The organism is Microcoleus sp. Pol7_B2 (genome assembly GCF_036701035.1).
Classification (GTDB): Bacteria; Cyanobacteriota; Cyanobacteriia; order Cyanobacteriales; family Microcoleaceae; genus Microcoleus.
The window spans coordinates 224,503-239,653 of sequence record NZ_JAUBQB010000001.1 but is presented as its reverse complement, the minus strand read 5'-3'; the positions used below and the strand labels follow the sequence as shown (position 1 = coordinate 239,653).

Genomic DNA, 15,151 nt, shown 5'->3' with positions numbered 1-15,151 from the left:
TTTCCTTGATAAACAGCTTCCCTCCGCTGGTATTACCCAGACTCAGGTTCTAAGGGTGTTTTCTCAGCCCGGATATTCGGGCACCCCTAGCTAAGCTGTTGATTGTATCACCGATTTCTGTGCGCCACGGCAGCAACTAAGGAAATCTTAATATTGAGAGATAGATGAGGCGAGCGATCGCCCTTTTGGGGCTTCTGATATTTCTGCTGTTTAAAAAGTGCGATCGTACTCCATTTAACAATCTAAAAACAATCACACCTCATCAGGATTAATCCCCATTTCGCGCAATTTGGCTGCTAGGCGAATCGTGTTATATTTTGCGCGAATCTCTGCTGTTCTTCTATTGCTGTCGTCGCTAATTAGTCTAAAAGCTACTTAAAACCTTTATAATTTTCAATATTTTTTCTCTGATTTCCAAAAATTGAGGTAGTAATTGTTGGGAGTCTTCTGGAGAGTTAGCAAGTTTTTTAGAGAGTCGATAGTTGTATTTTCTAATTTTAAAGTTTAAACTTTTCAGAGGCTTAAGATAATTTTCTGTATTAAAATATAGTTCTCCCAATTTAATTGAATTAACTTCTTGCGTTTCAGCAATAAGATTAACTAGAGATTCTAGTTTGGTGAGATTTAATACTAATAAGGGAGAATCGACTTTCTCTTGAATTCTTGTTGTATTTGTGTTCAATATCTTAAGGTTCTCCCAGCACTCTAGTAAAAGAGAGTTTGCTAAAATCTTATCTCTTTTTCTTGCGTCGGATTTTTCTTTTCCCCTGGCAATCACTACACCTAGAAGAAAAGTAAATATTGATAAAAATTGTTTAAACGCTCCGGTTAGTTCATACTCAGGCAGCGCAAGACGAGTCAATATAAACGGAGATATTAACACTATTAATGAAGGTAATATTATAGGTTTTTTATTAAAAAAATCTCTCAAGTTTGATAAATAATTATTATATTTTTTGCTAAATCCAATGGATAACCCTGTATGAATAAACCATAAAACAGCTATGCTTGTACCCAAAATAGCAGGCCAATAGTTAGGAGTTGTTTCAGGCATACTTTTTCCTTTTCATTTGCTGAATCTACGCTTGAACCGGGGGTCAATACGGTCTTTTTTTCGTCTATTGCAATCGAAGCAAAGCGTTTGCAGATTGCTGATGTCATTTGAGCCTCCAAGAGCTAAGGGAATGATGTGATCTATCGTAAGATTAGTCTCTTGGTCAGTTGTGCCACAGCTTTTGCAGCAATTTCCATCGCGCTCAAAAACAAGTTTTCTCACCTTTGGTGGAATTAAAATTCGTGGAGTTTTTCTCATCAAAGACATTGCTGGTAGAAATTATAAAATCAGACACTTCCAGGCTCGTCATGTGGGGGCATATTGCCAATACCTCCTTGACAAATGCCTATGGCTTAGGCAGCTTTTTAAAGGCTCGTTTGACGCGCTTCTCTGCATCATCCATCACTTCTTTCTTTTTCTTAATTATTTCACCCTTACTAATTTCAAGAACCCTAGTAGATAAAGAAATTCGCCCCTTATCATCGTCTATTGCCAAAACTATTGCCTTAATTGCCTCACCTGTTTCAAATATAGGAATAAGAGATTCAAGGAAATCTTCGCTTACATTCCCTATATGTAAAGACCCCTCCTTATGCTCATTAATTTCTACGTCTCTCTCTCCGTCTTTAAAACTATCCACCTCGACATATACAACACGGTCGGTAACAGAAGTTACTGTACAATACACCAGTTTTCCTCTCTCTAATTGGTTGGATCTTGCAGATTGAGCAGCCAAGTAATTAGGTCGCATTAGCGGATCATCGGGACTCGCTCCAGATTCCGGGCTGTCATCTGACTCTACAGGATTTGTCTCACTATAACTTTGTGTAGCACTCGAATCATTTTCTGAGTCGAAACTGGAAGCCGATTCTGGTGGGATGTTATTTGAATCAACAGAATTTGTGTTAGTGATAATTGATGTTACACTCGAATTATCTTGCGGTATTATACCCAGCTTGTAGTCGTCTAATTTCATAGCCTCTAAGCAGCTATTGATACCTTCAACAGCTTGGTTATAGTCGAAAATCTTTCGCTCAACTTCTCTCAACTTCCGGTTACGCTCGTCGATTTTAGCTTGAGCCTCTCTTTCTATCGCTTGCCGTTTGTTGGCGCGAGCGCGAGCGGATTGCTGCCAAATCAATTGCCGTTTATTTTCAGCCATCGACAACAGATATTTATTCAGCATTTTGATAATTCTTGAACCAAAATTTACTTCTATTGTTTGTTTGAATTTAGCTTGAAAATCAATCTCTAGCAGTTGACGTATAGGTTCTTCTGCTTCCACCATGCGTTTGACATCTCGACTGTTAGATGCTTCTTGCAAAGTTTCCCGGAATTGATAGAGCCAAACGCTATCTTCGTAATCATAAAGATCGGGGCTTTCGATGATATAAAAGACACATTCTGCACTAGCCAATACTTTTACTCCCTCGATAATCTTTATTTGTATATCCTGTAGATATTGGACAATTCCACAATCATCACCTAACAATAAATTACCAAGCTGACGGTAGTATTTTTGCTTGCGTACTCGCTTAATCAAGCGCTGGAAAAAGCTAACAATCAAAATTTCTGATTCCTTAACCAGAACATCCTCTAATCCATTGGCAATGTCATAAAAGGCTTGTCCCAAAATGGCTACCAATGGTGCTGTGACATGACGATGATTGCGACAGGTATTGGCGAAGGCATCTAATATAGAAAAGTTTTCTATCAACTTGGTGAGATTATCTTGCATCTTCTGGTGAAGATTGTTGAAATCTTGTTTAAAATCTTCGCAGGTCTCCATTACTAATAGTTGAATCTCTTTTTCGATGTGTCTGTAAAAGTCTTCGCCAACATCCCATACTTCTTTCTCGATCTGTGCCAAATCCTGTTCAGTTATTTCTGCAATATTTGCAGGTTTCTCTTTCCATAGACGGCGCTCTTCTAAGTAAGATTCACGCAAGTCGTTACAGAGTTCGCTAATATCACTAGCTAGCTTAGCAAATAGTTCTGGTCGCTTTTCTTCGGTTAGATAGCGGGTGATAGCATTACTAAATTCTTGAATACCGCTATCCTGAATTAACTGCTCGATTATACTGGTTTTATAACGATTAATAATCTCCAAATATTGCTCATTTTTAGTTTGAGTTTTACGCCGTACAATATCAGTAAATTTATCAACTGGTAGTTTATCGGAATCACAATAATCAAGGAACTCCAAGACAAATGAAGGGGTTCCTTCAACCCCATCTGAGCCTTTACTGGTTTCCGCTTTAAATATAGTATCTAGTCCCCAGCGATCATCGCTTTCACTTATATTTTTGAGTTGACTAGCCCAGAAACCCAGCAATGCGCTAGTTTCATAAATTCCCCTTCGTGTATTACTGAAATCTTCACTAATCAGATCGTCCAGTTCTTGTTTCAGTTTGGGGTCACGCCAAGTTTTGTCGATGCGGTTAAAGACGTAAAAGACGCGATCGCCAATTCCTGAGTTTTCCCGTATTGCTTCTGTTAGTTTCTGTTCTGCTTGCATTGCCTCCCCTTCTTGATCAGCCTTCATCACACAGATGACAGCAGAGGTGTTAGGATCTTCAACTTTGCGATAGGTTAATTCTGCATCTCTTCGCACTGGGGCATCAATCCCTGGCAAGTCAACTAGGACGTTACCATCCTCTAACAGGGGATAATGGCAGTAGTATTTAATGCGCTTGAGAACAGCACTGTTTTTGCCACGACAAGCATAATCATGTGCCTTCTTGTTGGAAAGACCTAACTCTTCCATCCCATAGGTTTTATTGTTCGATAGGTCGATATACTTGCGGTTATCCTCAAATCCCTCAAGTAATGCCAGCAGTCCATCTGCTTCGCCTTCCTTCTCGGTTTTGCCAGATCCCTTATGCTCTTGAGTGATTTTTTCACATTGTTCCCTTAACTTTTTAATTGCCCCCTCTTGAGTAATGTCAACTGACTGTAGTTTCAGAGTCTTACACCTGTCATTTACCTCTTCCTGCACTTCTGAGGTGCTAAGAAAGGTAAGATCAACTCGTTCTTCCTCTAACGACTTGGCATACTCTATGTAGCATTCGATGCCAGTAGCATGACCTGTACTGCTGTAAAGCAAATCTTGCCCTAGCAAAGCATTGATCAGCATCGACTTACCAGCACTGTACGTCCCCGCAAAAACAATCTCGAACCTGGGGGCAATTGCCTTATCACGGGAAGTTTTTATTGCGGCGGTGTTGTGCTGCCCTCTCAACGATGGCTCCTTGTCCAACAGCCGCAACAGAAGATTTACATCGGCTTCTAACTTTTCAGATTGATGTTGTTTTGGGGTCATGTGGAAAAAGCACTCTAATTTTCAGACAATTATCAGAAGAGCCGGACTCCATTAGCAACTCAAGCCCCCCTGGCCTACCTACCCACCAGTTAGTCTCGCCAGGTCACCGATACTAATCGTGCTCGCGCTCACCTTATTTGCCCCTAAGTCAGTATAGCTAAATTTAAGTCTCTTTTTCCCCGGATTCAATTTTGTCTGTATCGTGCTTTAATTCTGATACAATTGCGCCTCGATCGCGCCAAGCTTCGGCATTTTCTGGTTTGATGGCAATAGCTCGATCGTAAGCTGCCATTGCTTCCTCATACCGCTTTAATTCTGACAAAGCTATTCCCACATGACGCCAAGCATCGTAGGAGTCTGGCTTAATAGCAATCGCTTTCTCATAAGCTGCGATCGCTTCTTCATGGCGCTGCAATTTGGCCAAAGATTCGCCTTTACCAAACCAAGCTTCGTAACACTCGGAATTAAGGGTAATTGCTGATTCGTAAGAGGCAATTGCTGCTTCGTGCTGCGACAGTTTGTCGAAAGCTGCGCCTCGGTTGTGCCACACTTCAAAATCCTGCGGTTTAAGAGCTATTGCTTTGTCGTAGGATTCGATCGATTCTTGATATCGCTGCATTTTGCCGAACACAGCGGCTCTATTGTACCAAACTTCGTATTTATCGGGCCGGATGGCGATCGCCCGATCGTAAGAATCAATAGCATCACTGTAGCGGAGCAGTCTCCACAGCATATTGCCTCGATTGTACCAAGTTTCATATCTCTTGGAATTAAGTTCAAGAGCGCGATCGTAAGAATCAACTGCTGCTGCGTACTGCTGTACTTTGGCCAGCATCGCACCTCGGTTGTGCCAAATTTCGCTGTCGGTTGCTTTGATAGCGAGGGCGCGATCGTAACTGGCGATCGCTTCTTCGTAATGCTGCAATTGACCCAACAAAGCCGCTATACTGTGCCAACAACCGTATTTTCGAGATTCGCTCGAACTTGCTCGCTCGTAACAAGCGATCGCCTCTTCGTACCTCTGCAATTTGCCTAGCAAATGCGCTTTATTATACCACAATTCGTAGTTATCCGGTTTAATAGATATTGCTTGGTCGTAACAGGCGAGTGCTTCTTCCGGGCGCTGCAATTTTATTAACACATTTCCGCGCCAATACCAAGCCTCATCCAAATTATTATTAGCTAAAATAGCTTTTTCCAAGCAGGCTAATGCCTCATCATAATTGCCTTGAAAATAAAGCCCTTCGGCTTGCTTGATATAATCGTCAGCAATCAAATTTTCGTTGCTAGCAGGTGCAGTTTTAGAATTTTGGGAATTGTTTAAGGCCGATTGAGGTGCGATTTTGAGAGCTTCTTTGGCAACAACTTCGGGAACTTGGGAAATTTCTTGAACAATTTGAGATTTTTTCTCGTCAACTTCTTTCAGCAAAACTTGCAGGTGCATGATAAATTGAGATTTGAGAGTCTCAATTTGCTCGACAGAAGATTTGGAAAGTTCAGTTTCTCTAGTTAAAAAATCAAGAGATTGTTTAGCTGCACCCATTTGCGCTTCTAATTCATCCCTCAACTTTTGAGTCAGTTGGCTAGAATTTAGGAGCTCGGATTCCAATACACCAATGCCCTGCAATCGTTTATTGGCATCAGCAACCAACTGTTTGATTATCAGCCGTCGCATCATCCAAAAAAATGCAATTGTCACTGGTGGAAATACAGTACCAAGAATTAGTAAAATATTGAGCAAAGTTATGGTACTATTAAAACCGTATCCAGATTCAGAACTGCCACTAGACGGCGAGATAAAAGCGACAACCTCGCGAACTTGAGGATTGGTCTCAACCCCAGTTTCGATTAATTTAGCCAGCCAGGTTTCTTGTAAAGATTTTGTTAGTTCATCGCCGGATGCAGCAGGAGTATTCGCCTTGGTTTTTGCACTAGCAGATAAATCGGGTTGAGCGGCCGCTACCAGCAAACCAGTCGGCGATTTTACAGCAATTCGCGGGGAAAATTGTTCGTAGGCGATCGTCTCAGGCTCGCTAATTGACTCAGCCCGACGGGATAGGGTAGTATTTGAGAAAAATTGTTCGTGAGCGATCGTCTCAGGCTCGCTAATTGACTCAGCCCGACGGGATAGGCTAGTATTTGGAGAAAATTGTTCGTGGGCGATCGTCTCGGGCTCGCTAATTGACTCAGCCGGACGCGATTCAGTATTATTTACCGCATTAACAAAGTTGCTAGCCTGCGGTGTCTCAGGAGAAATAGGATGTGCAGCAGGATTGGCGCTAGTATTAGCAGTTAAATTGTGGGATGCGAGGGCAGCCAGAGTCAGGAGAGCTAGATTAGAGACGCGCATAAACGTCAACTCATTTAGGAGAAATTAGTGCTTGGTTGTCAGCGATCGGACGATCGACCTCATAGTCTCAGCATTTAAAATAGCTGACATGAGGAATGCTGACTTACTATCTCCAAAATACGCGCGGAGTCTGACTTTTCAGGAAAACTGCCAGTAATTCGGGCTGTGGAACTTTGGTGAAAGAATATATTCTCGCGCCTCATGCGGTTGGATAACTCTCGGAATCATCATTAGGCTGGTAGGGGTGGCTTCACCGATCTGCACAATTAGCCAACTATCCGGGTGAACCCGCCCCAACCGACCCGATTTTCAACTCTAAACCCCAGCTAAAACCGCGTCCGGCTGCTGACGTTCAGCCGCCACTTCCTCTAAATCAGCGCCGTAAATTTCACAGCTATTATTCGGACTTTCAATCAGCTTAATCTTGTGCAACTCTGCGCCCAATTCCCGAACGGGCGATCGCAATAATTGCCCGATCCGAACAGCAATATTCTCCGCAGTCGGCACAACATTCTCAAAATAAGCAATATCCTTATTTAAAAAAGTGTGATCGAAAGGTTCAACAACATAATCGTCAACGGCTTTTTGCAAAGCTCCCAAATCAGCAATCATGCCAGTCCGCGCATCAATTTCCCCTTTAACAGTCACCTCTAAATGATAATTGTGACCGTGACCGTTGGGACGAGCACATTTGCCGTAAATTTCCGAGTTTTCTTCAAAGCTCAAATCGGGACGAGCCAACCGATGGGCGGCACTAAAATGAGTGGACAAAGTTAGATAAGCTTCCATTCCGTTTCCTAAATATTCAGCCCAAAGTTCGGGATGTTCAAACAATTGAATTTTGCTCACAGGTAAATGAGGGGCTAGCCGCAGCCAAATTTGCCGTGCTATGTTTTCGGTAGTTGGCAGAGTCTGCTCAAATTCCGGCCACGCTTCGTTAAGGTAGGAAAAATCGAGATCCTTGATAACTTCCCGCTTGATGACGTGCTTGACATCAGACAGGTTGAGCACCATGCCGTACTCGTCGAGTTCGCCTATCATGGAAACGTAAAGGACGTAATTGTGTCCGTGTCCCGGTGCGCGGGCAGTTGGGCCAAACCGCTCAAAGTTCTCGGCTTCGCTTAACTCCGGCAGCCAGTACCGGTGACTCGCCGAAAACTGTGCCCGACGATTGATGATGCACTGCATAAAAGTCAAGTAGGGTAAGCTTGTTAAGTTCTGTAAAGGACTTACTTCTTAAGGATAAACTAATTTTTGCTGGAATTTTTCAATAATTTGGGGGTGCTGTAAATGAATTTCTACCAATTTTCCAGATATGGGCAACAAGTCGCTGTTCGATCGCGCTGCAGGGCCCATTTTACGCCACCATACAGATATCCGGCAGAAAATACCGCTACAAAATAGTTTTTCGCCATCAGTTACTAACCCATCATTTACCAGCCTTTGAGAAAGTGCGTGAAGCGGATTTATCCCGTTCGCGAAGCGTTCCCGAAGGGTAGGGAATCCACCTTTTTTGCAACACAGGCGACTGCACCGTTAGAGTTTTTCGCCTAAGCTCTGCAATAGTTAGCAGTTTGACGTTCAGTTGCGCTCAAAACTAATCACCCATTACCCATTACCCAATATTAATGAATTCGATTACTGCACGAGCCGATCGCTTTTTTGAACATTTATCGGGTGCGATGACAACCCCGCTATTTTATATCGGGGACACTCATCTGTCCATCAGTGCGATCGTCAAACTGATAATTTTAGCTATATTTGCCTTGATTATAGCTAAGATTATCAGTGAAGGAATCAAGCGCAGCCTGCTAGTTCGGATGGGATTGGATCGCGGCAGTCGAGAAGCAATTTCTACGATCATTAGCTATATTTTAGCCAGTATTGGCTGTATATTCGTCCTGCAAGGTTCCGGCATCAACCTCACTTCTCTCACCGTCTTAGCTGGGGTTGTTGGCATTGGTTTCGGCTTCGGCTTGCAAAATCTCGCCAGCAACTTTATCAGCGGTCTCACCCTGCTATTTGAACACCAAATTAGAGTCGGAGACTTTATTGAAATAGACAAGTTATTAGGAACAGTAGAAACAATTTCGATCCGCTCTACAATTATTAAAACAATTGACGGTCTATTTGTAATCATACCAAATATTAAGTTTGTCGAAACTAACATTATTAACTGGAGTTACAGAGACCCCAGATGTCGCCTCCACATCCCCGTCGGTGTTGCTTACGGATCAGACCCAGTAATAGTTACGGAAGCGCTGTTAATTGCGGCGCGGATGGAATCGAATGTCTTGTCCCATCCTTCTCCTAAAGTATGGTTTCACGGTTTTGGAGATAACGCTTTAAATTTTGAACTTTTAGTTTGGATTGACCAGCCGCAGGAAAGCGATGCTATTAAAAGCGCGGTAAATTTTTTAATAGATTACGAATTGCGCCACCGAAATATCGAAATTCCCTTTCCCCAGCGGGATTTGTGGCTGCGAAACCCGCAAGAGTTAGCTCAACTTTTTCACAATAACAAAGAGGAAAATTCCAACGGAAAAGTTTTTCCGCAGAATGCCAAACATTCAGCAGAGTTAAAATCTAATTCCACCGTTTCTGAACCTAAAAATCCAGCGCCTAAATCCCCCAATAATTGGACGCTGCGAGATTTGTTGCGGCGAGTAACTTATTTTGAACAGTGTACGGATTTAGAACTCCGACAGTTAATTGAATATGGCTACCGACAACTGTTTCCAGCGGGACAAGTGGTATGTAAAGAAAATGACCCTGGCGATTCTTTTTATATTATTCTTTCAGGTACTGTAGAAGTTCTTTCTCAAAAAGCCGGTCAGTATATTGCTACCCTTCACGAGGGCGAGTTTTTTGGGGAAATATCTTTGCTGTTGGGTACTCCGAGAACGGCGACTGTTAAAACTAGCGAAGATGCAATTTTGTTTGTGGTGGAACGTCACGATTTGCAAAAACTTTTAAGAGAACAACCTAACTTAGCCGATCAGATTGCTCAAAAATTGTCGGAACGCCAGCAAGCTTTGAGAGATTTGGGATTGTTAGATGGCGACTCTCTGGAACAAACTCCTTTTATTAAAATTCGCAAGCGAATTCAAGTTCTTTTTGGGATTTGAAAGAGGGAATTTCGGCAACGGATTCTGTAACGGATGTAACGGATGTAACAGATGTCAGGAAGAAGGAAGAGGGAAGAGGGAACAATCTGATTTTTTAAATTTTAATTTTTAATTCATCCTGCGCTTCCCGCCGCAGTCTAGCGGCAATTCTAAACAGTTCTTGACCAGTGTGCAAGTGGCGATCGTCATAATTGAGGGTAAATAAATACAATTCTTCTATGCCGTCTCCGACTTGATTGATACAGTAGTAGAGATGGGCCGCCACTCCGGCTACATTAGATGGATTGGGCATTGATGTAAGAAAGTTATGAGCTTTTTTGAGGAACTCGCGGCTGGTTTCGATATAAAGTTGAAACTTTTCTATGAGTTCGTCATCAAACGGATCAGCTGACAATTCGTCTATTTCTTTTTTAAGCGGTTTCAAGATGCTGTTGAGCATTCTATTGACTGGTTTGTATACTTTAATCAGCCACTGTTCCATTAGTTCATCCGCGTCCCTTGCTGTTTGTGTTTGCTGGCGGCTGACGTTTGGTGCGGCTGGTGATTGCTGTTCGCTTTGCTCGGAAAGTTGGCGATCGTAAGATTGTCTGTGCTGAGCATCTCCTAATATTTCATAGGCTGCATTGAGGCGGACAATTTCTTCGTGACCGGCTGTGTCGCTGCGGCTGTCTGGATGAAATAATTTGACTAAACGGCGGTATGCTTGTTTAATCTCGGCTTGTGTTGCGGTTGGGCTAATCTTTAGGGTTTTGTAGTGATTGATAACGGAAGACACGCTGTTATTTCCTTGAAATCTGGATAATATGTGAAAAATTGCTTGACAAAAATATCATTTTTTGCTAATTTTTTAATTATTTATCTGATATAAATGTCAAAAATTGTCAGTAAAAAACCTCAGTTTTCAACTTATCATAAATCTATTTTAGAAAAACATTGAAGCTTTGGAAGTGGTGAGCCGATCGACATTCGGGACTCCTATAGCGCTGCTCTAGCCAACAGTTAGCTCCTTCTTTTCTTTTCTCTTCCTTCACCACAAGAGCGCTCAGCGCCCGCTTCGCTAACACGCCGAAAGCGGTTCAAAAACAAGCACCTTCAGAAATTCGGCATCATTCGCGATCGAGGGAGCTACAATCTATCGCCATTCTTTAATCTACTAAAAAGCCAAGCAGAGCGTACAGTCTACGCCCTGCTCTCTATTTCGGCAACTTGGGCCGGATGCTAGCCTAGTTGAGGGCCATCGCCAGATTGAGTTCTGGATCTTGGAACAAGGGAGTGCTGAGATAACGTTCGCCGAAGCTAGGCTGAATCATCACAATCAATTTCCCTGCATTTTCGGGACGCTTGCCGACTTTCACCGCCGCACATAGTGCCGCACCGCTGGAAATACCGGACAAAAGTCCTTCTTCTCTGGCTAAGCGGCGGCCATAGGCGATCGCCTCGTCATCCGTAACAACTATAATTTCGTCGATCGAATCCACATTCAGCACCGGCGGCACAAAACCAGCACCGATACCTTGAATTTTGTGAGGCCCTGGCTTTCCGCCCGACAGTATCTGACTATTGGCCGGCTCAACGGCGATCGCCTTAAACTCGGGTTTCCGCGACTTAATCACCTCTGCGACACCCGTAATCGTACCGCCCGTCCCGACTCCCGAAATCAGGAAATCCACCTCGCCGTCTGTATCTTCCCAAATTTCCTCAGCCGTTGTCGAACGGTGAACCTGCGGGTTCGCTGGATTCCGAAACTGCTGCAACATATACGCATTGGGAGTTGTGTCCACAATCTCTTGAGCGCGGCGGATGCAGCCGCTCATGCCCTCAATTCCGGGAGTCAGTTCTAGTTGGGCCCCGTAAGCTCGCAGCATCGATCGGCGTTCCGTGCTCATCGTATCCGGCATTGTCAAAATCAACTGGTAGCCCTTAGCCGCCGCCACCATTGCCAGAGCAATTCCGGTATTGCCAGAAGTCGGTTCCACTAAAACCGTTTTGCCTGGACTAATCAGCCCTTCGGCCTCTGCTTGATTGACCATATTGACACCGATGCGGTCTTTCACCGATGATGCCGGATTCATGCCTTCGAGTTTTACCACAATCCGAGCCAAGCAACCTTCAGCTTGAGGAATGCGGTTGAGTTGCACCAGGGGCGTCCGCCCTACCAATTCTGTAATGTCGCCAGCAATACGCATAATCTTTGTCAGTTTGTGGTTGAAAGTAAATGTTAATTCCTAGTTGGCAATATTTTAACTAGATGTAATACATGATATCGAGCTGCCGTCTGCCATTACGCTTTTCGCACAGATCCTGTAGCGTGTATTTGTGCAAAACTGAGTTGGCAATCGATCGAGCTTCTTGCCAAACTTCCCAAATCACCGCACTTTCTACAGTTTGAGCAGGCGAGTCTTTTTCAGATCGATCAAACTCTGAGCCTTCGAGACAGTTGATAATTTCTAGGAGTGTAATTTTCCACGGTTCCCTGGCTAAGATATAACCTCCCTTAGCTCCTCGCTGGCTGCGAATCAGCCCGCAGCGTCTCATGGTAGCCAGCAACTGCTCTAAATATCGATCGGGAATATTTTGCTGAGCCGCTATCTGGCGAATTTGCAGAGGCTCGCCTTCCTCGTAGCAATCGGCAAGCTCCAGCAAAGCTAAGATTGCGTATTCGCTTTTACAGGAGAGTTCTACCATAATTGCTTCAAATATCAGAATTATCTACTCCGAAGTCAGATGTTAAAATTCTCATCAATGTTGAGTTCCAAATTCTAACTCCTAACTTTACCTTTTATTATACCCCGGTTTTCCACTGAACTTGAGCGACTTTCATCACTTCATCCTTGGAACGATCGGCAATCTGAACCCAACAAACCCAGTTTCTCGTTTTGGCTCCCTCCGCTTCCACCACTGTTGTCTTACCTCAAGAAACTGGTTGTCTGCCTCTCTGACTGATAATTTTTAATTTTTAATATATTCTTGGCGCCCCCTTCCTCCCGCAAACAAAAAAGCCCTGCGCTAGGCAGGGCTAAACTTGGCCTTTAGAGTGACCAGCAGAGAGGTTATAACCTCCCTGCCTCCTCTAACCCGCTCTTAGAACGTGAAAGTAGTTCTCAGAGTACCAATGATGATGTCATCATTACGGTCATCTTGATTAGGATTTGTCACCCAAATCACGCCCGGAGTAACAGAAATGTTGTCGGAGAGCTGAAACTTGTAGAAACCTTCAACGTGATAGGAATCATCGTTGCGGAAGCTCCGCAAACTCCTCGAAGCTTCAAGTTTATCCAAGTAAGGCTCACGACCTACCACCAGCCCTAGCAAGTTACCTTCTTTCCCTAAATCGGGCAAAGCCAAGGTGACAGCGTAGTTCCAGATTTTTGCATCGCCGATGCCGATAATGCGGGCATTAGTTAAACCAGCCCAGCCGCCAAGGATAAACCTCGGGCTCAGTCGCAACGAAGCCTGAGCACCGTAGGAGTTGCTGACAACTTTTCGAGCGCCGAAGCCCTCAAAACCCTCGCTCAAACCGTTGAGAGAATTAGCCACGCCCGTACCGGTGAAACCGCCGAGACTGTCTGGCCCATTCGCTAAACCATTGTCAAACCCAAAGTTACCTCTGCTAAAGTAACCGTGGTTGTAGTTGAAAGCAACTTGCAAGTTGCGTCCGGGGGTAAAAGTCAACTGACCCATCGCCGCGTAGTCGCCGTTCAACAAGCCTGCACCCCTAGCGGGACTGGCTGCTGTTGACGCCAAATAACCGAAGGACAGAGAAGTGGGGCCGAACACGCCGCCCAGCAAGCCCCTGCCACCGAAGGCATAGTCAAAGCCGATACCTGACCCACCGCCCAAGCGATAAATCGGGTTCCGCTGTCCAAAGGTGCTCAATGACCCGTTGCCGCCGTCAAAGTCTTCAAAATAAGGGTTGACAGTCGGCAGAATGTCGTCCCAAACGCCAGCGTTGGCTATCAGGCTAACGTTCAGTCGCTGACCGACGGGGAACTTGTACAGCAAGGTGTCGAGGGCAACAACATTGTCGGTTCTGCCGACAAAATTCCAAGTTTGAGTGCCTTCGCTGGTAGCCCCAAGGTTAAATCTTTGACCGTTGCCGACTTGAAGCCTGGTCAGCAGCAAGTCTCTGCCGGTGAAGCTCGTATTTAAATTGAGACGCACCCGCTGTTGGAAGACAGCTTCGTTATTGTTGCTGCCGATTCTTTCGCCGTCTCTGCCAAAAACGCTAACGTCGCTACTAAAGTCGTCGCTGAGGGCGAAAATAGCTTCCCCAGTCAGCTTGGTAGTGGTGGAGAATTGGTTGGCTTCGAGTTCGGCTGTCCGAGCTTCCAAAGCATCGACGCGACCGCGCAGGGTTGCCAGTTCCGCCGCAAATTCTTCTTGGAGCCGTTGGAGGGCTGCCAAGTCATCTCTCGTAGCGAAGTTGCCAGTGCCGCCTCTAATTAGCTCGCTCACCTTGTCTAAGCAAGCATTTAAACCGGCTGCGAATTCGTAGCGGGTCATTGCCCGGTTGCCGCGGAAAGTTCCGTCGGGATAACCAGCAATACAGCCGTAGCGCTCGACTAGGGATTGCAGTGCTTGGAAGGCCCAGTCTGTAGGCCGCACGTCGGAAAGTTGGGAAACTGAGGTAACTTGACCTTCAGTTTCGCTGCCGGCCGTACCTTCGGTAGTGTACTGGTTGAGCTGTTCTAATGTGGCGGCTGGGTTTTGCTCTTGTGGTGCGGCAGTTTGGGCTAAAGATTCAGCCGGTTGTGGCAAACTTTGTTCTGGCGACTCTGCCACTGCCGGGGCTGGAGTTTCTAATTGAACTGCACCGATTTGCTCTGGGAGAGCGGTAGCTGCCGGGGCTGGAATTTCTAGTTGGGCTGCCGGGGCCGAATTTTCTACTGGTTGAGCGACTGTTGGCTCAACTGCGGCTAAAGATTCACTTGTAGGTTGTGATGCCGCTTGGGGCTCTGCCTCAGCAGGGGCTGTGTTGGCTCCCACGATCGCACTTTCAGTTGCAGGCGTAGCCAAATCTTCAATCGCTGCGTGGGTTTCGCTGCCAGCGACTTGGGAAATTTCTTCTACTGGCTCGGAGGCTGCGGTTGTTTCGGAAACAGCAGCTAAAGCATTTAGTTTCGCTTCGGAGGTTTCAGCGGTTTCAGCTTTTGCGACAGCGGGATTGACCGCATCAGCAGCCTGCTGAGCGTCTGCTGCCATCGCGCTCGAAGAAACTACTAGGGTAGCTCCTAAGACTGCTGGGCTGATTAGTAAGTAACTCCACAAAAATTTCGACATATTCACTCTCATCCTCA

10 protein-coding genes and 1 riboswitch are annotated in these 15,151 nt (G+C 44.9%); of the genes, 1 reads left to right on the top strand and 9 read right to left on the bottom strand.

The annotated features are described in order from the left end of the window. Window position 1 precedes the first annotated feature (1 nt). Window positions 2–98: riboswitch (TPP riboswitch) on the bottom strand. Window positions 99–364: 266 nt separating this feature from the next. From QUA57_RS00955 to QUA57_RS00935, 5 genes are all read right to left on the bottom strand, one after another. After that, complete coding sequence (locus QUA57_RS00955; protein ID WP_333063646.1) at window positions 365–1,054, bottom strand: hypothetical protein; 690 nt, start codon at window positions 1,052–1,054, stop codon at window positions 365–367. Window positions 1,055–1,066: 12 nt separating this feature from the next. After that, a complete protein-coding gene (locus QUA57_RS00950) occupies window positions 1,067–1,312 on the bottom strand; it encodes an HNH endonuclease (RefSeq protein ID WP_333063658.1) in 246 nt (81 codons plus the stop codon). Window positions 1,313–1,400: 88 nt separating this feature from the next. Next, entirely contained in the window at window positions 1,401–4,376 is a 2,976-nt protein-coding gene (locus QUA57_RS00945) for a dynamin family protein (protein ID WP_333063647.1), read from the bottom strand. Window positions 4,377–4,539: 163 nt separating this feature from the next. Further along, complete coding sequence (locus QUA57_RS00940) at window positions 4,540–6,726, bottom strand: tetratricopeptide repeat protein (RefSeq protein WP_333063648.1); 2,187 nt, start codon at window positions 6,724–6,726, stop codon at window positions 4,540–4,542. A 315-nt stretch (window positions 6,727–7,041) separates the two neighbouring features. Further along, the gene (locus QUA57_RS00935; RefSeq protein ID WP_333063649.1) at window positions 7,042–7,914 is read right to left on the bottom strand and encodes a 6-carboxytetrahydropterin synthase; all 873 of its coding nucleotides are present in this window, start codon (window positions 7,912–7,914) and stop codon (window positions 7,042–7,044) included. A gap of 440 nt (window positions 7,915–8,354) precedes the next feature. Here QUA57_RS00935 and QUA57_RS00930 point away from each other — a divergent pair, with 440 nt between their 5' ends. Next, window positions 8,355–9,854, top strand: coding sequence for a cyclic nucleotide-binding domain-containing protein (locus QUA57_RS00930; protein WP_333063650.1), 1,500 nt, complete (start codon window positions 8,355–8,357; stop codon window positions 9,852–9,854). A gap of 94 nt (window positions 9,855–9,948) precedes the next feature. Here the strand turns inward: QUA57_RS00930 and QUA57_RS00925 are convergent, their stop codons facing one another. The 4 genes from QUA57_RS00925 to QUA57_RS00910 all read right to left on the bottom strand — a co-directional run bounded on the left by QUA57_RS00925 (window position 9,949) and on the right by QUA57_RS00910 (window position 15,134). Continuing rightward, entirely contained in the window at window positions 9,949–10,629 is a 681-nt protein-coding gene (locus QUA57_RS00925) for a J domain-containing protein (RefSeq protein WP_333063651.1), read from the bottom strand. Between the two features lie 448 nt (window positions 10,630–11,077). Next, on the bottom strand, window positions 11,078–12,040 hold the full coding sequence (gene cysK / locus QUA57_RS00920; protein ID WP_333063652.1) for a cysteine synthase A: 963 nt from the start codon (window positions 12,038–12,040) through the stop codon (window positions 11,078–11,080). 58 nt (window positions 12,041–12,098) lie between these two features. Then, complete coding sequence (locus tag QUA57_RS00915; RefSeq protein WP_333040796.1) at window positions 12,099–12,539, bottom strand: Rrf2 family transcriptional regulator; 441 nt, start codon at window positions 12,537–12,539, stop codon at window positions 12,099–12,101. Window positions 12,540–12,935: 396 nt separating this feature from the next. After that, window positions 12,936–15,134, bottom strand: a complete 2,199-nt coding sequence (locus tag QUA57_RS00910) for an iron uptake porin (RefSeq protein WP_333063653.1) — start codon at window positions 15,132–15,134, stop codon at window positions 12,936–12,938. Window positions 15,135–15,151: the final 17 nt, after the last annotated feature.

Coding starts and splice junctions, on each gene's coding strand:
- QUA57_RS00950 (WP_333063658.1), bottom strand. CDS start 1,312: ATGAGAAAAACTCCACGAATTTTAATTCCACCAAAGGTGAGAAAACTT.
- QUA57_RS00910 (WP_333063653.1), bottom strand. CDS start 15,134: ATGTCGAAATTTTTGTGGAGTTACTTACTAATCAGCCCAGCAGTCTTA.
- QUA57_RS00915 (WP_333040796.1), bottom strand. CDS start 12,539: ATGGTAGAACTCTCCTGTAAAAGCGAATACGCAATCTTAGCTTTGCTG.
- QUA57_RS00945 (WP_333063647.1), bottom strand. CDS start 4,376: ATGACCCCAAAACAACATCAATCTGAAAAGTTAGAAGCCGATGTAAAT.
- cysK (WP_333063652.1), bottom strand. CDS start 12,040: ATGCGTATTGCTGGCGACATTACAGAATTGGTAGGGCGGACGCCCCTG.
- QUA57_RS00935 (WP_333063649.1), bottom strand. CDS start 7,914: ATGCAGTGCATCATCAATCGTCGGGCACAGTTTTCGGCGAGTCACCGG.
- QUA57_RS00955 (WP_333063646.1), bottom strand. CDS start 1,054: ATGCCTGAAACAACTCCTAACTATTGGCCTGCTATTTTGGGTACAAGC.
- QUA57_RS00940 (WP_333063648.1), bottom strand. CDS start 6,726: ATGCGCGTCTCTAATCTAGCTCTCCTGACTCTGGCTGCCCTCGCATCC.
- QUA57_RS00930 (WP_333063650.1), top strand. CDS start 8,355: ATGAATTCGATTACTGCACGAGCCGATCGCTTTTTTGAACATTTATCG.